This is a genomic window from Exiguobacterium sp. s7 (genome assembly GCF_018618195.1).
GTDB lineage: Bacteria > Bacillota > Bacilli > Exiguobacteriales > Exiguobacteriaceae > Exiguobacterium > Exiguobacterium mexicanum_A.
Map to the genome: position 1 here is coordinate 60402 of NZ_JACSLO010000005.1, position 19926 is coordinate 80327.

At 48.5% G+C, this 19926-nt stretch carries 22 protein-coding genes; 5 read left to right on the forward strand and 17 right to left on the reverse strand.

What is annotated here, in order from left to right; genetic code table 11:
• Positions 1–6: 6 nt before the first annotated feature.
• From KNP79_RS08025 to KNP79_RS08035, 3 genes are read right to left on the reverse strand one after another with little or no spacing between them, the layout of a single operon-like run.
• Positions 7–1134, reverse strand: a complete 1128-nt coding sequence (locus KNP79_RS08025; RefSeq protein ID WP_215191916.1) for an ABC transporter permease subunit — start codon at positions 1132–1134, stop codon at positions 7–9.
• On the reverse strand, positions 1124–2005 hold the full coding sequence (locus tag KNP79_RS08030) for an ABC transporter ATP-binding protein (protein WP_214752485.1): 882 nt from the start codon (positions 2003–2005) through the stop codon (positions 1124–1126). Before KNP79_RS08030 ends, KNP79_RS08025 begins: the two co-directional genes overlap by 11 nt.
• The gene (locus KNP79_RS08035) at positions 1980–2381 is read right to left on the reverse strand and encodes a GntR family transcriptional regulator (RefSeq protein WP_034776753.1); all 402 of its coding nucleotides are present in this window, start codon (positions 2379–2381) and stop codon (positions 1980–1982) included. The genes KNP79_RS08030 and KNP79_RS08035 overlap by 26 nt, the downstream gene beginning before the upstream one ends.
• Before the next feature lie 179 nt (positions 2382–2560).
• On the opposite strand from KNP79_RS08035, the gene KNP79_RS08040 reads away from it, so the two are divergent.
• The 5 genes from KNP79_RS08040 (at position 2561) to KNP79_RS08060 (ending at position 6257) form a co-directional block, all read left to right on the forward strand.
• Positions 2561–3313: a hypothetical protein gene (locus KNP79_RS08040; protein ID WP_215191918.1), complete on the forward strand. Its 753-nt coding sequence runs from the start codon at positions 2561–2563 to the stop codon at positions 3311–3313.
• A 121-nt stretch (positions 3314–3434) separates the two neighbouring features.
• Positions 3435–3845: a MarR family winged helix-turn-helix transcriptional regulator gene (locus KNP79_RS08045; protein ID WP_215191920.1), complete on the forward strand. Its 411-nt coding sequence runs from the start codon at positions 3435–3437 to the stop codon at positions 3843–3845.
• A gap of 23 nt (positions 3846–3868) precedes the next feature.
• Positions 3869–4507, forward strand: a complete 639-nt coding sequence (locus KNP79_RS08050) for a nitroreductase family protein (protein WP_215191922.1) — start codon at positions 3869–3871, stop codon at positions 4505–4507.
• Between the two features lie 20 nt (positions 4508–4527).
• Positions 4528–4812: a putative quinol monooxygenase gene (locus tag KNP79_RS08055; protein ID WP_215191924.1), complete on the forward strand. Its 285-nt coding sequence runs from the start codon at positions 4528–4530 to the stop codon at positions 4810–4812.
• Positions 4813–5075: 263 nt separating this feature from the next.
• Positions 5076–6257 carry a hypothetical protein gene (locus tag KNP79_RS08060; RefSeq protein ID WP_215191926.1) on the forward strand — a complete coding sequence of 394 codons (1182 nt, stop codon included), beginning with the start codon at positions 5076–5078 and terminating at the stop codon, positions 6255–6257.
• Between the two features lie 41 nt (positions 6258–6298).
• Here KNP79_RS08060 and KNP79_RS08065 read toward each other — a convergent pair whose 3' ends face one another.
• From KNP79_RS08065 to polX, 14 genes are all read right to left on the reverse strand, one after another.
• On the reverse strand, positions 6299–7837 hold the full coding sequence (locus tag KNP79_RS08065; protein WP_215191928.1) for a hypothetical protein: 1539 nt from the start codon (positions 7835–7837) through the stop codon (positions 6299–6301).
• A 127-nt stretch (positions 7838–7964) separates the two neighbouring features.
• The gene (locus KNP79_RS08070) at positions 7965–8222 is read right to left on the reverse strand and encodes a hypothetical protein (RefSeq protein WP_215191930.1); all 258 of its coding nucleotides are present in this window, start codon (positions 8220–8222) and stop codon (positions 7965–7967) included.
• 8 nt (positions 8223–8230) lie between these two features.
• Entirely contained in the window at positions 8231–8674 is a 444-nt protein-coding gene (locus KNP79_RS08075) for a hypothetical protein (protein WP_138859788.1), read from the reverse strand.
• A gap of 13 nt (positions 8675–8687) precedes the next feature.
• A complete protein-coding gene (locus KNP79_RS08080; protein WP_215191932.1) occupies positions 8688–11045 on the reverse strand; it encodes a DEAD/DEAH box helicase family protein in 2358 nt (785 codons plus the stop codon).
• Positions 11038–11355: a nucleoside triphosphate pyrophosphohydrolase gene (locus tag KNP79_RS08085; RefSeq protein WP_251132918.1), complete on the reverse strand. Its 318-nt coding sequence runs from the start codon at positions 11353–11355 to the stop codon at positions 11038–11040. The genes KNP79_RS08080 and KNP79_RS08085 overlap by 8 nt, the downstream gene beginning before the upstream one ends.
• A gap of 191 nt (positions 11356–11546) precedes the next feature.
• On the reverse strand, positions 11547–11747 hold the full coding sequence (locus KNP79_RS08090) for a hypothetical protein (protein WP_215191936.1): 201 nt from the start codon (positions 11745–11747) through the stop codon (positions 11547–11549).
• Positions 11726–12802 carry a hypothetical protein gene (locus KNP79_RS08095; RefSeq protein WP_215191938.1) on the reverse strand — a complete coding sequence of 359 codons (1077 nt, stop codon included), beginning with the start codon at positions 12800–12802 and terminating at the stop codon, positions 11726–11728. Before KNP79_RS08095 ends, KNP79_RS08090 begins: the two co-directional genes overlap by 22 nt.
• A gap of 121 nt (positions 12803–12923) precedes the next feature.
• Positions 12924–13127, reverse strand: coding sequence for a hypothetical protein (locus KNP79_RS08100; protein WP_215191940.1), 204 nt, complete (start codon positions 13125–13127; stop codon positions 12924–12926).
• Between the two features lie 76 nt (positions 13128–13203).
• Positions 13204–14016, reverse strand: a complete 813-nt coding sequence (locus KNP79_RS08105) for an EcsC family protein (protein ID WP_215191942.1) — start codon at positions 14014–14016, stop codon at positions 13204–13206.
• A 296-nt stretch (positions 14017–14312) separates the two neighbouring features.
• On the reverse strand, positions 14313–14783 hold the full coding sequence (locus tag KNP79_RS08110; RefSeq protein WP_215191944.1) for a hypothetical protein: 471 nt from the start codon (positions 14781–14783) through the stop codon (positions 14313–14315).
• 29 nt (positions 14784–14812) lie between these two features.
• Positions 14813–15277 carry a hypothetical protein gene (locus KNP79_RS08115; protein WP_215191946.1) on the reverse strand — a complete coding sequence of 155 codons (465 nt, stop codon included), beginning with the start codon at positions 15275–15277 and terminating at the stop codon, positions 14813–14815.
• A gap of 140 nt (positions 15278–15417) precedes the next feature.
• Complete coding sequence (locus KNP79_RS08120) at positions 15418–15828, reverse strand: DUF350 domain-containing protein (protein WP_215191948.1); 411 nt, start codon at positions 15826–15828, stop codon at positions 15418–15420.
• Between the two features lie 13 nt (positions 15829–15841).
• Complete coding sequence (locus tag KNP79_RS08125) at positions 15842–18196, reverse strand: endonuclease MutS2 (RefSeq protein WP_215191950.1); 2355 nt, start codon at positions 18194–18196, stop codon at positions 15842–15844.
• Positions 18197–19912, reverse strand: a complete 1716-nt coding sequence (gene polX / locus KNP79_RS08130; protein WP_215192030.1) for a DNA polymerase/3'-5' exonuclease PolX — start codon at positions 19910–19912, stop codon at positions 18197–18199.
• Positions 19913–19926 lie beyond the last annotated feature (14 nt).

Consider the following 19926-nt stretch of genomic DNA (forward strand, 5'->3'; position numbering starts at 1 on the left):
CTCCTATCAAGATTTTAGTTTCAAGTTCAAGCGATAGAGCAGGCGTTTCGCAAGTAAATGAGCGAGGAAACCGCCGATGACAAAGCCGACAACGTAAAGGATGCTGTTCGTCGGGTACGAGAGGTTGGCTAGAATGATCCCGCCGAGCATGGCGAAACAGACGACCATGATCACGTGGACAAGCCAAAGCCAGTTCGTGAACATGAAGAAGCGGCCGTTGTTCTCTTGTGGGGCCCGGTTGAACATCCATAAGCCGAGAGCGAACGAGAGGATGATAAAGCTGATGGCGCTAAGCATCGCCACCGTCATAAAGTCTTCCCACACCGTGTTGTCCGTGAACATGTTGAACGTATCGACGTTAAATACGTTCGCAAGCGGTGAAATCACTCGCAAGAACACACTTTCCATAGCCCGTTCGAACAGACCGTAGACGCCCGACGTATTTTGAGCGACCGCGTAAATCGACCCTTGAATCAACAGGAGGATGCCGACAGGGAATAATAAGGCGACGACCGACCAGAGCACTTGCGAGACAGCCTCCCCGCCGAATGAACCCATCCATAATGCCAACGAGAAAACGGCAATGCCGGTCAACAACATAAACCCAACAAGCCCCGCGACTTGTAACGTGTGTCCGTCCATCAAAAAAGAATAGCGTGATGAGTGGATCACCCAAAGCATGAGCGGTCCACCAATGAAAGACGAGACTATGATCCCGCTCGTCCCAATCAACCACTTCGATATGTATAGCTGGTTGCGGTTGAACGGGAGGGACATCGCAAAGTCAGACATTTGGCTATTGCGTTCACTTCCAATCAAGACGGATGCCATCAAGAAGCCGAAGATGATGTAGAGGAAGATGACGCCACCATACGGGATCAGTGTCTGTAAGTCACCAATAAAGTAGCTGTACTGCGGGCTAAACAACTCTTCAACCGACGGATTGGTTACATTGACGCCATACCATTCGGCAAACTCCTCGGGATTCGCTTGAATTTCTCGAACTTGTTCATCGAATGATTGCATCTGTGTCCACACTGGAAGCGTGTAGGCGACGATTCCAAGGAAGACGAGCAACATCCATAACAACGACACTTGTTTCCAGTCTTTCTTTAACAACACTTTAAAAGACACTTGCCTCACCTCCTAATTGGACCCGGAAGATGTCTTCGAGAGACATCGGAATCTCTTCGACGAGCATCGGATCATGCGCATCGACGAACGTATCGAGTTCTTTCGTCCGTTCTTTCGCCATGAACAAGGCGACCCGGCCTGTGACGTTGATGATTTCGATATCTTTCCGTTCAAGCAGTTCGACCGGTACTTGGTCGTTGAAGACGACTTGCAGTTTGACGCTCGTCTCACGCGCCTCCTCGAGCGACATGATCGCTTTGACGCGTCCTTTTTCGATCATGATGATGCGGTCGGCGATTCGTTCGAGCTCGTGCAACTGGTGGCTCGAGACGATAATCGAACAGTTGCGCGCCTCGACTTGGGCGATCATCAGCTTCAAGACGTCGGATTTAGCGACGACGTCGAGTCCGTCCGTCGGTTCATCGAGCAGATAATACTTCGCTTGGACGGCGAACGCGAGCGACAGCGTCACCATCGCCTTCTGCCCTTTTGAGAGCTGGCGAATCTTCTTGTTGTCGATGTTATATCGTGTGAGCGTCTCTCTAAAGGTTGAACGGTTGAACGTCGGATAAATTGATTCGTAGAGCGCGGCCGCCTCGTTGACTGTATAATGCTTGAGCGCGTCGGCCGAATCTGGGACGAAGATGACGTCACGCTTTAACTCTGCTTTTTCAAAGATGCTTGATGGACCGTAGCGGACGTCGCCCGTGTCCGGTCGGATGATGCCGACCATCGTCCGGAGGAGCGTCGTCTTGCCGGCCCCGTTCCGTCCGACGAGGGCGATGATTTCCCCTGCGCCGACGGTGAAATCGATATCATCTAGCACTTGCTGTCGATCGATTTTTTTACTCAGTTGCTGGACTGTCAGCATGGTTCTCCCCTACTTTCTTATACTCTGTCTCAAATAGCGTCAGCGCTTCAGTGAGCGCGATGTTCGCGTAATGGCAATCGATGGCGAGCTTCTTGATCGCCTCTAGGATTGGGGCGCGCGGTGAGTCCTGGTCGATCCAGTCCTCGGAGACGAACGTCCCCCGCCCGCGGTGCATCTCGAGCAATCCGAGCCGCTCGAGTTCCTGATACGCCTTACTGACCGTGTTCGGATTGATGACGAGGTCGGTCGCAAGTTCGCGCACCGACATGACTTTGTCGCCCGGCCGTAAAATTCCGCGGATGACGAGTGCCTTCGTCTGATTGACGATTTGTTCATACAAAGGTTCCGCGCTTTTCATATCAATTTTATATAACATGGGTCACACCCTCTCTTGTGTACGTGGTATAAGTGTATTATATGTATTAGTACACGTAAATACAATAGTTCTTAAAGGGCACTTTCAGTTTACAGGCAATTGGGAATAAATTGAATACGACTTTGGACCGAGGTAGTACACTTCCATTTCAGGTACATTGGTAGAGAGGTGAATCAAAAATGAGAAAACGATGGTTAGTCGCAACCGCTGTCGCCGTGACCGCGCTTGGCACGACATGGTCGACTTATGCAAAACAAGATGAGGAAGAACGATACGCGTCCTATATTGAAGATACATATGGAGAAGACGTCGAGGTCACGCTCAAGCGCGACTGGAAGATGGGCGGCTATGCGGCCAAATTCACCCTGACCGATCCGATACTCGAAGGTGACTATTGGGCTGAGACGTATCAGACTGATCAAACGATCCATGACAACGTGCTTGAACATGTCTGGCAGCAAGAAGCCGAAGACACGTTCAAGGAGCGTCTCGAGCAACTCGACTTGTTGACGGAGGCGGAAACGGTCCGCGCGAGTGTACCGACCGGTGTGGATGAGGATGTTGCGACGACCGTACGCCCTACCCCGACGTCCGTCTTCGACGTCGAGTCAAAAGAGTTCTTGGACGTGTCCATCATGTTCCACGAGAAGTGGTCCAACACCGATGCGCAGAAACAACGGATGCTCGGCGTGATACGAGCTTTGGAAGATGACGTCTACTCGATTCATTTCTCATTCGACGGGACACCGTATGAGGATGACGACTTCACCGAGCGGTATTTGAACGTCGCACGCGATTCGTTACCGGGCGAACCGGCGATGCATGAGCTACAGACGATTGACGACTTGAATCGCCATGATCGACTGTATGGCTTCGACGAGACGACGTTCATCCATGACTACCACTTCGATGGCACCAAATATGAAGACTGAGGACCATTCGCAAAAGCGGATGGTTTTTTTGTGAGCATTCTCCTTTACAGCACGGCGTGAATGTTTTACATTTGACGAGTCAACAATTGACTTGTCAAATGAGAGGGGTGAGACACCACAGATGGAATTACGAGATATTAGCCGACTGCTCTACCAAATCAAACTGGCGGACCAACGCGTCGCGACCTCGTTCGAGAAAGAGACGGGCTTCAGCCTGACCCGCTACGAGATGCTCATGATCGTGCATGACAAGGGCGTCTGTTCGCAAAGCGAGATTCAGCAGGCGATGAAAATCGACAATGCGGCCATCACCCGCCATTTGAAGATCCTTGAAGAAAAAGGCTACGTCCGCCGGGAACGGAACACCGCGAACCATCGTGAAGTGTTCGTCCATTTGACCGACGAAGCCAAGCATGACTTGACGAGCTGTGAACAAGACCACGACCGTGGCAAGCATTTGATCACGAAAGTGCTGTCCGAGTCAGAGATTCAGCAACTGTCCGGATTGTTGCAAAAGCTAAACCAACTATAACAAGAGAGAAAGAGGTAATATCCATGGCAACTACATTCGAAAACAACACATTCACTGACGTGATGCTCGGTCGCAAATCGATCCGCGTCTACGACGAGAACGTCAAAATCTCACAACTTGAAATGCTTCAAATGATCGAGGAAGCGACAACGGCCCCGTCTTCAGTCAACATGCAACCGTGGCGCTTCGTCGTCGTCGAGAGCCCAGAGGCGAAAGAGACGCTCAAGCCGCTCATCCGCTTCAACGTCCGTCAAAACGACACGTCGGCTGCGATGGTCCTCATCTTCGGCGACATGGAATGCTACGAACTTGGTGAAGAGATTTATGACCAAGCTGTCGCGGAAGGCAAAATGCCGCAAGAAGTACGCGACCAACAGCTCGCTGCCATCCTCCCATACTACAAGAACTTGTCGAAACAAGAGATGAACGACATCGTCAAAATCGACTCGAGTCTCGCAGCGATGCAATTCATGCTCGTCGCCCGTGCCCACGGTTACGACACGAACCCAATCGGCGGTTTCGAGAAAGACCAACTCGCGGAAGCGTTCGGTTTAGATAAAGACCGTTACGTGCCGGTCATGATCCTCTCAGTCGGTAAAGCGGCAGAAGCAGGCTACCAATCGGTACGCCTCGACGCTGAAACCATCACATCATTCAAATAAGATAACCGGAGGATACGAATATGATCTTAATCAACGCCATATTCGACGTGAAAGAAACGGAGTTTGACAACTTCTTGGCAGACATCAACAAGCTCATCGACTCGTCGAAACTAGAAGCCGGTTGCTTGGGCTATGAGCTCTATCAATCGACGACTTCGGAGAACCGCTTCGTCATGATCGAGAACTGGGCCGACCAAGCGGCCGTCGAGCAACACAACCAAAACCCGGATCTCATTGCGTTCGCCCAAAACGTAGGCAACTACGTGACGGCGAAACCGGTCATCCATGTGACGGAAGTCAAATAAGCAGAAGACGGTCGATCTCGTGTCGGCCGTTTTTATATGGACTAATACATGGAAGAGGCTCGTTGTATCCAGTGCATTCATTATAATATATAGAAGAAACGCCAACCGTCAGCCTGATACTCAATAGGGTGTCATTGTCGGGTATTTTAATTTTGTTGTAGTGATTGTAGCCAATTAGCTTATATAAAAAATCCCTTTTGAAATAGGCTTAGGAAACTTATACTGTTTATAAACGAATGAAGGTTTTATTTGGGAGGTATTGTATGCAGATAGCAATTGGTCATATTAATTTCAGTAACATAGACCCAAGTTTAAAGCACTTATTAAATGAACAAATTTATGAAGTTATCAAAAAGTATTACGATGATGAAAAAATCAATGATATTTTGAACGATTATAAAATATCAATTACTCCATCGAAATTGGTTAAAGTTTTTCCTTCTGTGTTTTTGAAGGCACATTGCAAGAAGTGTAATTCACAATTACATGGTGAATTTAAATCTAAATCGAGTCTTCATATAATCGGACCAAAGGAAGCTTGTCCGAATTGCTCCCATAAAGTCAATTCTCGTTTTTGTGATTGTTATTTCTGCGAAAAAGAACGAATAGAGTTAGAGGAAGAGAAGAAAAAAATAGTTAATGCAACTTTCATAAATGCAGATGTCCCTTTAATTTCTGAAAAAGATTTATCTTTAGAAGATCGTTTTTATATGAGTGTCATTCTAAGAGCAGCACTTTCCGAAGATATGAGAATTATCGGCCCATTGAACGAAATTAGTAGAAAGATTGCTCCTACCAATAAGTTAATAAAAGAAATAATGGATACATTAACAGCTAGAAACTTAATTTTAATTAGTGAATACTCCAGTTTAGATGCTTTCGTTTTGGAAATAGATGAAGAAGGAGAACGTGATATTTCTTATCATGGATATCAAGTAGCATATAAAATCAATATAATTGCTGATGACGGAAACTATTATTCAATGATTCAAAGATTGCTATATCCTAATCCCGAATCATTTAATGTAGAATTTTGTTATGAAAAATGGAGACAAATTGCACTTAATGAAATTGAAGAATATCTTCTTTTTGAAATGAATAAGGTGGGTTACTCGTTTAATTTAGGCAAAAAGTCATATCAAGTATTTGATTATTTACTCAATCATTTTTCAACAGCACAAATATTTAATATTATTTATCGTGCTGTGGCAAACAGTACAAGACGTTATCAGGCAAAAGAAATAACCAAGATTCATGCCCAAAATTCAGTAATTACATCCTGTGAATCACAAGGACATCGTGCAATTGCAGAAAACTGGACATTAAAGCCATATGGAAGAAACTTCGCTTTACCTGAATCTATAATCAGTGAAGTACTTTTCAATTCAATAATGCAAATTTCTTCTTTGGGTTTTACAGAAGTACCCACAACACATTTCCGTTAAAAAAACAGCCGCTTCTACGCATTTGTAGAAGCGGCTGTTTGTTATACGCCGAGAATCGCGAACGAGACTCCGACGACACCGATGAGCGCCATCGCATAAACTGGTACGCGTGGCATTTCACCGTTATTATCGAGCGCCTTCCCGAACATGTAGAACACAATCGGGTGGACGAGGAACGGCATCGAGAAGATGAGCGGGATGAGAAGCGATGCCTCTGTCCCGAACATGCCGCCCTGCACGGCTGCGAAAAGACCAAAGTGCGAGATGGCTGACGATTGAGCCATCGTCGTGTAGTCGAACGCGATCGAGCTGAAGCTGAGGATGACGAGTCCACCGAAGACCGCCATCATCTGCCAACCGAACGAGAACTGCATGAGCGCCTTTACTTCTTTGAAGTCTTCTCCGTTGGCACCGCGCAAGTTTTTGAGCGCGAGCGCCGTGAGCACAAGACCGATCAAGACGATGATCGCCGTCGGCCAAATCCAGAGCGCCCCGTTGTCGGCACTGACTGCCAAAATCGAGAACACGAAGATGTGACCGAAGAACGGGATGTTGATCATGATCGGAGCACGTTTCGCGGCCACTTGACCGAAGTCACCGGCCGTACATGCGCCTGTGAGACCACTGTGCGAGAGCGAGCCGGCCATACCTGGTGCGAGGTTGCGGACATGTCCTGTGCGGGCGAACCACATGAGGAGTGCAATCCCACCGAACATCCAGAACAATTGACCAAAGAAACCGTAAACGAGAATCGAGTTCATGCCTTCGATGGCGAACGCATCACCGATTCGCGAACCACCGACCATGAAGTTGGCGGCCAAGACGACCGGGATTCCGGCAAACAGAAGCGCACGGACGGTCGGTCCATACGTCCAGTTGTGGAAGATGGCACCGAGTGCTGACGAGATCAACATGGCGAAGAAAATCTGTGGCAATGCGATGACCGGTTGAACCGCCACGGCGATGCCGTACGATACGAACAAGATGACGAGCATCAACACTGTCTCGATGACGCCTTTACGCATGTATACCTTCTTATCGTCGATTTGCGCCTTGTGGTCGATCAAGAGGAACGATGCCGCGAGGCCGATCAACGCGAGGATCGGGTAGTAGAGCATGATGCCCTCTGCCGCGCCCGGTTGAATCATCATGCGGAAGAACCCTTCGAGACCGACGAGCAAGAAGAATGAACGGAGGATGAAGATGAACTGTGTCCGTCCTGTCCCGAGGAACATCTCTTCTTTCGATGGCACGACGATATCTTTCACGTCGAGCTCTTGCTTGCTTAAAATCTTGCGAAGTTCTTGTCCACCGACAAAGAACGACACGACGAGCGCGATGATCGTCGTGCGTGACATGAAGTCGACGAGCGGGAACTCAGGGAGACCCGGTGTCGCGATACCCATCTCGACCATGGCGAAACCAAGTCCGAGACCGAAGATGACGATGACGAGGATTGGCGAGAACCGTGAACCGGCCACGACCATCCGCGATAAAATGACCATCGGGATGACGAAGGCCATGAGCAACCAGAATTGGTTGAGTAATTGTACTTGCGATAATTGCTGAACGATTTCCATGGATAAACCCCTTATACATTTTTTTCACACTGTTTCGAAGTTTACAGGATTGAACATTCTGTGACAAGGGGGTGTGACGTATTGTAAACATTGAAAGCGGAACCAACTAAAATGGTTCCGCTTTCGGTTAGTTATTCGGTTGGCGAAGGCCCCATATGCCTTTATTTCCCGTGGAATAAAATAAGTCTTCTTTCCCCGCGAAGATGGCCGAATCACTCGAATGGGCCCGAATCTGTTTATTGACGTGAGCCTTCCAGTCTTTATATCGATCGAGCTCGAGTTGATAGTATGACCGCTCGATATATGCGTTGATTTCTTTCAATGAAGCCGTCCCGCCATGATGCTGGAGGGCGAATTGGATTTTGCGAAGTAGTGCGCGTTTCAAATTATCCCTCACCTTTCACTAAATACTTCTAAGTACTCTTCAAACTTTTGTTCCACTGCTTTAATGATTCTATCATGAGCCGCTTGACCTTCAATACAGTACTCTTCCCTCACATAAAACATATCATCAATTAATTCAAAGGGTGGAGAAATATTGCTTACTCTAGTAGAAGTTGTTGATAGATATTTTAATGGCAGTGTTCTTAAATGCCGTTCCATTTTTGCTTGTGAAAAGCTCGTTGTAAAGCCCGCACTTATATTTTTAAGGGTATAAGAACGGAGTTGCTCGTTCACTAAATCATAATAAGGTTTTGCAAGTTCAGTTATCGAAATTGGCGCATACCAATCTTGAGAACCTCGCTCTAACATTATTTTCAGTACGTTCATCTTGTAAGGTCCCTGTCTATCGAACTCATCTATGTACTGAATTAACCGCTCAAGCCGATCTTCCATAATTACGCCACCCTCATTCTGAAGCCTTACGACTGAAGTAGTGATGTAGCCGCACTTCAACGATTTGACTGATCCATTCGTAAACTAAAGGATGAGCAAATGCTTCATTATGCTCGATGTGTAATGACTCCTCTGATACGAAGAACGGTCCTTTAGCTATTTTATCAAATGGCATCCGCAACAGTAACTTTTCAATCTTTTGTTGATGGAACGGGGATTGGAAGTCTTTCGTCTGTCCGTCAATCTGCTGACGATATGGGAATTCATTGATGAACTCATAGAATGGACGAGCCGCCTCGCTAGCTGAGAGTGGTTGAAGCCATCCCGCGACCCCACGACTTAACATGATGGATAACACAATCATCTTATAGCTCTTCGTCATGTCTGTGTATTCTACTTCAAGCAATAGCGACTTCACCTCTTCAAACAGGTGACTCTCTTCCTCATCCAGCTCCCCCATCCGATTGAGGAACCCGTAAAACCCTCCATCTTTCTTCCATTCAGAGCGATAGGCATCCATCGAGTATTCGCCTCGTTGAATCAACTCTAGATAACTCGGCCGTCTTCCGAGTTCTTCTTTCACCATGAAGTAGTTCCGCTCCAACTGTTGTCGCCGTGTCGAAGAACGGGTGACCATTCGCTTCAATAAATCGATGGCATGTAAATCAAATTCGATGGTACATTCGCCTGGTAAATCCACATCTGTAGGAAGTGCTTTGACAATCGGCTGCCGCTTCGTCGTCAACAGCGCCAACTTTTTATCGATGTTCTTATAGTTCCCAATCAAATCGATGATGGTGCAGTGCGTCTTCCCACTCAATAGACGTAATCCACGGCCGATCTGTTGCGTGAAGACCGTCAACGATTCGGTCGGGCGGCAGAACAATAGCGTATCAATTTCCGGGATATCAACACCTTCATTGAACAAGTTGACCGCGAAGATGATATCGAGATGTCCTTGCTTCAATTGACGGATGACTTCTGCACGGTCATATTCGGTCTGACTATGTAAAGCTACGGCTTGAACACCTTGCAGGCGAAAATAGTCGGCCAAGTATTCAGCCTGAGTGACTGATGAACAGAATCCGAGCGCTCGCGTCTGATGATGTAGCCGCCAGGCATCAAAGATTTTTTGAGCGACACTTTCCTTCAACTGCTCCGCCAACAGTTCGTCCTGATCATAGCGACGACCGTTAATCAGTCGAATCTGCGAATAGTCGATCTCATCATAAATCCCAACGTAATGGAATGGTGTCAAATACGACTCTTCAATCGCTTCGGTGAAATGCATCTGATACGCAACGTTGTCATCACATAAGGCATAGACGTCTCCCCCGTCCAACCGATCTGGCGTTGCCGTTAATCCGAGCAAGAACTTCGGCTCGAAGTAGTCAAGGACACGCCGATAGGAAGGTGCCGCCGAATGATGGAACTCGTCGACGACAATCAAATCGAACTGATCTGGTGTGAACTGTTGCATCCGATGTTTCGATGCCAACGTTTGTATCGAAGCAAATAAGACATCTGCCGATTCCTCATCTCTCGAGTCACCGCCAAGCAATAATCCCGTCTTCCATTCGCTCGAGACTTTCTTATACGATGCCTCAGCTTGAAGCAGAATCTCTTTCTGATGGGCAATGAAGAGCACTCGTTTGAACTGGCGGGCAAAAAAGGCACTCAAATACGTCTTTCCGAGTCCTGTCGCGAGCACGAGCATTGCTTTGCGTCTGCCTTCGTCCATCGTCTCGCGTAACGCCTTCAATGCAGCGTCTTGAACGGTGTTCGGTGTGATTGTATCGTCCTCGATATAGACCGGGGCCGGCGCTGCGATTTGTTCGGCTTCCTTCATCCGATTTTGCCGGGCCATATATTCTTCACGATAGGGCTGCAACGAGACGGCGTTCATGATTTGGGCGTAGTCGCTATAAAAAAGCTCATGAAACGCATCGACCGACTGTTCAAACACGTCCTCCGAGATGCTCGCCGGAATCTCGATGTTCCATTCGACACCTCGATTTAAAGCGCTATGCGACAGATTGGACGAGCCGACAAAGAACGTCCCTCCATCTTGTGTTCGGAACAAATATGCCTTCGGGTGAAATGACTGGCCTTTCGATCGATAGAGCCGTAGTTCCACGCCTTGAATGTTCATTAACATTTCAAGCGCGTCCGGGTTCGTCAAATAGAGATAATCTCCAATCAGAATACGGACTTGGGCATCGCGATGGACTGCTTGCTTAAGTGAAGCGACGAGTTCTTGAACACCCGATACTTGCGCAAACGCGACGACCATATAGATTTCAGTCGCCGCATTGATTTGGTGTTGTAATGGAATTCGTAAATGGCTCGTATGAAGACGTAACTCACTCATGATCAAGGACCTCTTCCAAGAAGAGACCTTTTTCGAAGCCGCCTCGCTTCTCACGCTTCTCCTCACGGATGCGATTTAACTCTTCGAAGCTCGCACCATGCATCTTTCCAAGCGTATAAACGAGTTCCAGAATGTCAGCAAGTTCTTCGAGTGATTCTTCATCGATGTTCGTCTCTTCGTACTCTTTGATCTCCTCGTAAAGTTTCAAGCGGGCCTGTTCAAAATGTTCGGCTTGATTTAGGTGTTTGACGACAGGAATTTGTCCTGCCTCGTGAATAATTTCAGGGATACGGTCGCGGATTAATTTCATATGTTTAGTCATCGTAAATCATCCCTTCAATAAAATTTCTATAAATTATAGACGGTCGAAATTTATTTTCCCGTTAAGGTTATTAAAGAAAATTGCCTTCAATAGTAAATTAATTGAAGGCAATTTTCATATTATTCTAGAAATTAAAAAAATGTAAGTTGACTACTTTCGATTCAATACAAAACATTCACTTAACCTTCTTCTTTGTGGTGTGAAATGGTTTCAACTACTGAAACTTCACGAAATTTTATATTTATTTCATTAAGTTCAGATAACTTATCAGTAAATTCTTCTAGTTTCTTTTTTTGTTCTGCATTAATTTCGCTTTGAGTTTTAAAAGAGAGCTTTCCACTTTTAGTTTTCAGTTTGTCTAATGCAACATCTCTCCACATTTTCTGTGCTCCTTTCTTTGCTCAAGGTTTAAACAGAGGGAATGGATTAATCGATAAACTTCTCGTGTTTCCATTATACTATCGGTAAGAAGATAAAATAAAGCTCTCGAGTTATCCTCATCAGCATGGAAATTAAATACCCATGTATTTCTATTATTCATTCTCATACAAAACGATACTATAAAGCGATTTTTGTACGGTATGTCAAACTCTGGTTCATACCTATCTTCCCTCGGCCTTAAAGCTCGTAATACAGCAAAGTCACTATCCTCAATTTTGTTAGGAATTGAAATGCTCATAGCGGAATGACCAGTAGTCCCTATATCTGCAATTTTCGTTAAAACTTTTCTGTTTTCACTGTTTGTTTCATAAATAGTAAAACCAGCAAAGAATTTCATGGAATAAACTTCAAAGCTATTGTTCACAAATTGGTAGAAAATAGTGACTATTTCCTTAAACAGTTCTACTACTAAAGAATTTTGTTCTTGCAAATCTTTAAATTCTTGCTGAAGAGACACATAATTATTAGTGGCTTTCCTTACATACTCTTCATGTTGTTGCTTCTGCAAATTGATTTGCTCTTCTTTTAACAATAATTCTTGTCTACTAGGATTGTGGGTTACAACCTCATCGTAAAGTCCCGAAAACGAAAAATTGTAAGGCAAGTATTTTACAAAGAGATCATATTCATGCTTTTTAGCAATTCTGTAAGCACCTATGTGGAAGTTTTCTATATCTTTCGGATTAATCATTCTAAAAAAATGAAGCGCATATGTTATTAGTAAAGCAATAGCAAATGTGATTAATCCAGCTATTATTTTAGCCGAAATGGTTGTGGCAGCACTTACTGCCCCTATACTAATTAAAATTCCTATAATTAATGGGAACAAAGATTTAACGATAGCCCAAAAGGATGTTTTAGTAAAAGGGGCTGTTAGCAGAGTAGTTGTCCACGGAGCTAGCTTTTCGTCATTATAGCTTTTTTGAAGTAATCCGAAGAAGTTATCGAAATCACCACTGAGATTTAGCAAATTTTGCTTGAAATTAGAACTCATTCTTTCCCTCCAATACCATCAATATTAAATTCAATATTAAATATAGACTTACTGACTCTTATTATATTATATAATTTAATTCTACTATTTCTTCGCAATGATGAATACATTATGCTTCGAATCACTCCAAAATCTCAAACGCCTTCACATACACGACATGGTCGAGAAAGATGATCCACTCATCCTCGAACTGGACGAATCCGTCCGTCGCATGACGGAACGATTGATAAATCGATTCGAGCGCCGCATAGCGACTCTCCGCTTCCACCACTTGCGTCAACACCTCATCATTGATCATATGGAATTCAATTTCATACGATTTCATGTCGTCTCCTCCGTTACACTCATGATGTCCTTCTACCGCTCGTCACCGTCTGCCAGACTTATTTTCATCTCCTTGCTTACACACTCCCTTGCAAAATCCTGAAATCTTTCTCAGTCATGTTCGGAATTTCTTGTTTCATCTCTTTGATACTCGCTACAAGTTCCTCATCAGAGAGATCCATGCTTTCTTCAAGTGCTGTCAGTAGTCTATTCCCCATTTGATGCATGGATGAATACGTGATCCAACCTGAAATCACGCCGCCAGCGATCGGAATCACTTTCGAAATCCCTTGCGCGAAAGATTTTCTCGTCATCTTCAATCCGATGTAGCTTCCCATCTTCTTAAGAATCGGATAATAGATGGTCTGCATCATTGCTCGATTCGGAATTTTCTTCAATGCTTGTTTGGATAATTGCGAAGACAACACTTTAATGGTGGCCGTCGCTCCACCTACACCAAACATGACACCGAGAAACAAAATCAATTCTCCGCTCACTCGATTGACATCTAAGCCATTCTCACTCCAAAAATCTTCATATCCATAGATATAACCAATTTCTTGAGCCACTCGAAGCGCTACACCAAAGAATTGAGCAGTGTCCGCTGGAACCGTGGCCGCCATGACCACCCCACCAGGTAACCCCGCTGCAAACGAAGCCGATGAACTTTTCATCGTTCGATTCAAAATGGTCTTCTTTGCGACTCGTCGAATCAACTTTTTTGAAACGTTTGATTGAACTGGTCCTTTTTCAAGGATGTCTGCTAATTGTCTCGCGGTCACGTGCTTACTAAAACTTTTTGCTAAAAACTCTGTTCGATCTACTTTCACTCCTGGCAATTTCACTACATTAATCACTAACTGTTCGAAAAATTTTGCCCCATTCAACATATTCACATTCCATCCCTTTCTACAGCCCTCATCATCACTTAAATCCTACTTAGCTATATACTGTTTCCTTTAAGCTTGTCTAGAGAAACATTTCAGCTTAGATCGATTGCCTTCTTAAGGGTTGATTTCTGTCACCAACTAAAAATCAAAAAACCTCACCACGAATTACGTCCCCTAGCTTGGTTTAGGGCTGGGAGATATAATCTGTTAGATTGAGGCTTTTTGAATAGGTTGATATAGAGGCTGAAAACGTGTATCACATCTTCTGCATACACGTTTTCATATTATTTAGTCATTCATTTTGGCTCATATCGAAAGTCTGACACTTTTGAGTTTGTTCGCGAGTAAAGCGTGTCCATCGAAAATCGGCTAGGGAGACTTATACTCCCCGCGTGCACGTTCTCGATGGTTTGATCGATATACGCGTTTTCCGCTTCTAAATATTCGACAACGAGGTCTTTATACTCATCGGCAGCAGAAACTTTATGTTGCAAGCCCTCCAGTTCGGCTAAATACATGTCATTGTCCGCTTGCATGCCTTGCAATTCTTCTACCGCTCCGGGAACGTTGACGTCATCTCTCGGAATGCTCGATAACGTGAGCATCTTGATGTGATGGTCGCGTGCTGACGAAATGATTGAAGCGGCATTGAAATGAATAACGGGTCTGACGTCAATCGTTTCAACCGTTCCCGTGCTTCCGCAACCGGTTAAAGCAAGCATTGCTCCTGCGAACAGAGCGACGGATAAAAGTAACTTCTTCACCATCGATCTTCCTCCGCATCTGCTAGATTTTCTTAAGAAAGTTCATCTATCGTTTCGACCACAACCCCTGTATCCCCGGCTTTCCCCAAGTCGAGCACGGTCGGCTCTTCGTACGCCAAGACGTGAAACTCTTGTTCAAACGTCCGAATCACATAGTGGGATAGTTCGCCTCGGTACGTGTTGACACGTTCTGTCCCCATGTTCTCTGCGGCGAATCGTGTGAATCGGGACGTCTTCAGTTTCACGATTGGGTAAGCATTGCGTAGCCCTTCTTCATGCGTACTATGGTCCTCGATTGTCCCAAGAAATACCGCATATTGCTCAAAACGGATACTGATTCGGTCGCGTTCCGCGTCCCACGTCAGCAACATCGTCGGATCATTTGCCCCGAAAAACGTCCACTCAAGTGGATAATAGGTGACGCCCTTCATCTGGAACGACTCCGTCTCGAGCACATAGTCTTCCGTCGTCATCAAAAAGTTCAAATCGATTGCCACACTTGTCTCCCCCTTTCAAAAAAGCGACGTCCGAAAACGTCGCTTTTCCTCAATAAAAGATAAACCACAGTGCCGCTGCCACCAAAAACAGGCCGGCCCCGATGAAGAGAATCTTCGCTAGTCTCTCATATACCATGTCTTCACCTCACCAACGCCGCGCCGACGACGAGCGAGACCCCAATCGAAAGCAGGAACGCCATCAGGCCGACGGCGATGTTCCCTTTCCCGATCTCCTCGTTCACTTTGAGCGACGGCGTCAAAAATTCGAATAGCCAATACGTCACCAACAAGAGCACGAAGCCGAAGCTCCCTCCGACCAACACATCCATCGTCTGGTCGTGGTGGCTCTCGACGACGCGGAAGATGTTGGCGAGACCGACGATTTTCCCGCCGGTCGCGAGTGCGACGGCGATGTTTCCTTTTTGAATCTCGCGCCAATTGCTGTACGGTGTCGTCACCTCGAAGACGGCGAGACCGACGACAATCATGAGTCCCGCGATTGAATACAGACCGAGCGATTCAAGCAATACGTTCACGTTCACATTCCCCATCCGTCTGTTCCCCTCACTTCAGTTCGACGACCGTGACACCGAGTCCGCCTTCACCCATCCCACCGGGGCGCTGACTCTTCACGTGACGATGTCCTTTTAGGTACTCTTGTGTCGCCTGTCGCATCGCACCGGTCCCGAGACCATGGATGATACGGACGTTGTCATACCCGGACACGAGCGCCTCGTCGATATATTTGTCGAGGCGGGAAAGTCCTTCTTCGACCCGGACGCCGCGCAGGTCGAGCTCCGACTTCGTCGAGCTCTGACGCTTGAGCGAGCTGCCTTTCGACTGGAGCGACTGCTCTTTCGATGGGCCGATCTTCTGAAGGTCGTCCGCTTTGACGTTCACTTTCATGATCCCGACTTGGACGTTGTACTCGTTGTCGTTCAACTGCTTCACGATATAGCCCTTTTGGTTGAACGTCGTCACTTTCACTTCTTCGCCTTTACTGAACGTACGTTTCTGTTGCGCTTTTTGTTTCACTTTTTGGATCTTTTTCTCTTGGAGCGTCGGTTTCGCCGATTCAAGCTGTTTCTTCGCGGCGATAATCTCGTGCTCTTTGACGATCCCTTCTGCGCGTAGCTTCTTCAAACGGTCGATGACTTCGTTCGCCTGGCGCTTCGCCTGTTCGACGGCCTTCTCGGCACGAGCCTCGGCTTCGCCGTACATCGTGTCGCGCTCGCGCTCGAAGTCGGTCAGCTTCGCCTCGAACGCCGCCTGCTCTTCTTCAAGGTCGTGGCGTTTGACGATGAGTTCTTTCTCGAGTTGTTCGGCGCGTTGCTTGGCCGCCTCGAGCTCATTAATCATCGATTCGACTGATTCGGCGTCGGTACCGACATGGCTCCGCGCCTTGTCGATGACTTGTTCCGATAAGCCGAGACGTCGACTGATCTCGAACGCGTTCGAACGACCTGGTACGCCAATCAACAGGCGATACGTCGGGCTGAGTGATTCGATATCGAACTCCATCGAGGCGTTCATGACGCCTTCGCGATTATAGGCGTAAGCCTTCAGTTCCGAGTAATGCGTCGTCGCCGCCACGCGGGCGCCGCGTCGTTTCACTTCGTCAAGGATGGCGATGGCAAGGGCCGCCCCTTCTTGCGGATCGGTCCCGGCACCGAGCTCATCGAATAGGACGAGTGACATAAAGTCGATCTTGTCGAGCATGCTGACGATGTTCGTCATGTGCGAGCTGAACGTCGACAAGCTCTGCTCGATCGACTGCTCATCCCCGATGTCAGCATAGATGGCGTCAAAGACGGACAGCTCCGTCCCGAACTCGGCCGGTACGTACAGACCTGACTGCACCATCAGTTGGAGCAATCCGAGCGTCTTGAGCGTCACCGTCTTACCGCCGGTGTTCGGTCCGGTGATGACGAGCGACGTGAACGCCTCACCGAGCTCGACCGTGATCGGCACGACCTCATCTTGCGGGATGAACGGGTGACGCGCCTGTTTCAACTTGATTTCGCGTTCGTCGTTCAATTTCGGCTCCGTCGCTTTGAGCTGATGGCCGTAGGCGACTTTCGCGAACACGAAGTCGAGCGTGGCGAGCACGTCGAGATTGATTACGACCGAATCGGCGACACCGCCGACGAGGTTCGACAGTTCGCTCAAGATGCGGTCGATCTCGGCGCGCTCTTTCAGGCGGACTTCTTGAATCTCGTTGTTAATCGACACAATCGCCTGTGGCTCGATGAAGAGCGTCTGGCCCGATGCCGATTGGTCGTGGACGATCCCGCCGAACGCTTGGCGGTACTCCATCTTGACCGGGACGACGTAACGGTCGTTCCGGATCGTGACGATGGCGTCTGACAGCATCTTCGCGTTGTTGCGGAGGATGTTGTCGATTCGTGAGCGGACGCTGCCCTCGAAGCTGCGGAGCTGGGTCCGGAGGCCACGGAGTCGGTCGCTCGCCGAGTCTTGGACCGTGCCTTGGTCGTCGATGGCGTGACGGATCGACTGTTCGACCTCAATCAGCTTCGTCAAGCGCTCGGCATACTCATCGAGGCGCGGGATGCGGAGGTCTTCATTGTCCTCGTGCAGCTTCTCAAAGAAGTTCTTCACTTGGCGGCCGCTGTACATGACGGCGGCGACGGCGAGCAGTTCGCTCGTCGACAGGACCGAGCCGATAGCGGCCCGCTTCACTTCACTGCGGACGTCGGTCAGCCCGCCGAGCGGGAGACGATCTCGGAGTCGGACGACCTCGGTCGCCTCGCGGGTGACGTTCAAGTTCGACAATACCCGGTCGTACGTATAGTCGGGTTGCATGTTGAGCGCCCGTTCTTTCCCGAGCGTGCTCGCGGCGTGGGCGGCGAGCTGCTGGCGTAGTTTTTCATATTCTAAAACGCGTAACGCGTGATCCATCTAGCATGTTCCTTTCTGTCGCTTCGCGTCGATGAACGCCTTGGCGTCCTCGAACGAGAGGCAGTTGATGATGTCTGACGGTTCGAGATAGGCTTTCCGGGCGTGCAGGACGCCGAGTGCCATATCTTCCATCATATCAGGGTGGTGCGTGTCGGTGTTGATCATCAGTTTGACGCCGGCCGCCTTCGCTTTCTTCAGCGTCGAGGCCGTCAAATCGAGCCGGTTCGGGTTCGCGTTCAACTCGAGCGCCGTCCCCGTCTCTTTGGCGAGGGCGATCAAGCGCTCCTCATCGATCGGATAGCCGTCACGGCGCCCGATGAGGCGGCCGGTCGGATGGGCGATGACGTTGACGTACGGCGAGCGGCAGGCGTTCTCGAGCCGGGCCATGATCTCGTCGACGGATTGGTCCATCTTTGAGTGAATCGAGGCGACGACGTAATCGAGCGTCGCCAAGAACTCGGGCTCATAGTCGAGCGTCCCGTCCGGGCGGATGTCCATCTCGACACCGCGTAGGACGTGCATGTCGTGTTTCTTCGCGGCCTCAAGGATTTCTTCTCCTTGCGCCTCGAGCCGTTCCTCGGTCAAGCCGTTGACGAACGACATGTATTTGCCGTGGTCGGTGATAGCGATCCACTCGTAGCCGCGTGCTTTCATCGCCGCGACGAGCTCGTCGACCGTCAGCTTCCCGTCCGACCAGACCGTGTGCATATGCGCGTCGGCCTTGATGTCGTCGAGTGTGACGAGTTTCGAGATATCGTGCTCGAACTCAAGGTTCCCTGCCCGGAGCTCAGGCGGGATGAACGGCAGACCGTAGCGTTCGAACAGCTCGGCTTCCGTCTCCGGTTGCCAGAGGCCGTCCGCTGTCTCGACCCCATACTCGGAAATCGACTCACCCTTCGCCTTGGCGAGCTGGCGCATGCGGACGTTGTGGTCTTTCGAGCCGGTGAAGTGATGGAGCGTCGCAGCGAAGGCACCCGGTTCGACCATGCGGAAGTCGATCGACACCATCTCCTCGCGCTCAAGGACGAGCGACACTTTCGTCTCGCCGGCCGCGATGACCTCGTTGATGAACGGGAGGGCGAGCAGCTTATCGCGGAGGGCGACAGGTTCCTCGGTCGCGATGATGAAGTCGAGGTCTTTACACGTCTCCTCGGCACGGCGGAAACTGCCTCCGACCGAATGGCGCAAGACGAGCGGCTCGGCTTCGAGCACCGTCTCAATCTCTTCAACGACCGGACGCATCATGGCGTACGCCAAACGTTCCGGACGTGACTCGAGGTTCCTTGCCGCCGTGAGCAACTTCTCGACGCTCTTGGCCCCGAATCCCGGCAGGCTTGCGGCCGTGCCGTCCTCTAACACGGTAATCAGCGTCTCGAGGTCGACGACGCCGATCTCACGGAACTTGGCGAGCTTCTTGCCGCCGAGCCCTTGGATTTTGAGCAGTTTCATGAGACCGTACGGGATCTCTTCTTGGAGTGACTCGAGCACTTCACTGCGGCCCGTGTCCCGCCACTCTTCGAGGACGGCGGCCGTCCCTTTGCCGATCCCAGAGATCGTCGTCAAATCCTCGATGTCCTCGAGCTCGAGCTCCATGTTCTCGAGCGCCGTCGCGGCTTTCCGGAAGGCGTTGATCTTGAACGGGTTCTCCCCTTTAATCTCCATATATTGCGCGATCTTTTCTAACAGCATCATCGCTTCAACTTTATTCATTGAAATTCCCCCTTTTCCAT

Coding starts and splice junctions, on each gene's coding strand:
- KNP79_RS08030 (WP_214752485.1), bottom strand. CDS start 2,005: ATGCTGACAGTCCAGCAACTGAGTAAAAAAATCGATCGACAGCAAGTG.
- KNP79_RS08035 (WP_034776753.1), bottom strand. CDS start 2,381: ATGTTATATAAAATTGATATGAAAAGCGCGGAACCTTTGTATGAACAA.
- KNP79_RS08040 (WP_215191918.1), top strand. CDS start 2,561: ATGAGAAAACGATGGTTAGTCGCAACCGCTGTCGCCGTGACCGCGCTT.
- KNP79_RS08045 (WP_215191920.1), top strand. CDS start 3,435: ATGGAATTACGAGATATTAGCCGACTGCTCTACCAAATCAAACTGGCG.
- KNP79_RS08050 (WP_215191922.1), top strand. CDS start 3,869: ATGGCAACTACATTCGAAAACAACACATTCACTGACGTGATGCTCGGT.
- KNP79_RS08055 (WP_215191924.1), top strand. CDS start 4,528: ATGATCTTAATCAACGCCATATTCGACGTGAAAGAAACGGAGTTTGAC.
- KNP79_RS08060 (WP_215191926.1), top strand. CDS start 5,076: ATGCAGATAGCAATTGGTCATATTAATTTCAGTAACATAGACCCAAGT.
- KNP79_RS08065 (WP_215191928.1), bottom strand. CDS start 7,837: ATGGAAATCGTTCAGCAATTATCGCAAGTACAATTACTCAACCAATTC.
- KNP79_RS08075 (WP_138859788.1), bottom strand. CDS start 8,674: ATGGAAGATCGGCTTGAGCGGTTAATTCAGTACATAGATGAGTTCGAT.
- KNP79_RS08080 (WP_215191932.1), bottom strand. CDS start 11,045: ATGAGTGAGTTACGTCTTCATACGAGCCATTTACGAATTCCATTACAA.
- KNP79_RS08085 (WP_251132918.1), bottom strand. CDS start 11,355: ATGAAATTAATCCGCGACCGTATCCCTGAAATTATTCACGAGGCAGGA.
- KNP79_RS08090 (WP_215191936.1), bottom strand. CDS start 11,747: ATGTGGAGAGATGTTGCATTAGACAAACTGAAAACTAAAAGTGGAAAG.
- KNP79_RS08095 (WP_215191938.1), bottom strand. CDS start 12,802: ATGAGTTCTAATTTCAAGCAAAATTTGCTAAATCTCAGTGGTGATTTC.
- KNP79_RS08100 (WP_215191940.1), bottom strand. CDS start 13,127: ATGAAATCGTATGAAATTGAATTCCATATGATCAATGATGAGGTGTTG.
- KNP79_RS08105 (WP_215191942.1), bottom strand. CDS start 14,016: ATGTTGAATGGGGCAAAATTTTTCGAACAGTTAGTGATTAATGTAGTG.
- KNP79_RS08110 (WP_215191944.1), bottom strand. CDS start 14,783: ATGGTGAAGAAGTTACTTTTATCCGTCGCTCTGTTCGCAGGAGCAATG.
- KNP79_RS08120 (WP_215191948.1), bottom strand. CDS start 15,828: ATGGGGAATGTGAACGTGAACGTATTGCTTGAATCGCTCGGTCTGTAT.
- KNP79_RS08125 (WP_215191950.1), bottom strand. CDS start 18,196: ATGGATCACGCGTTACGCGTTTTAGAATATGAAAAACTACGCCAGCAG.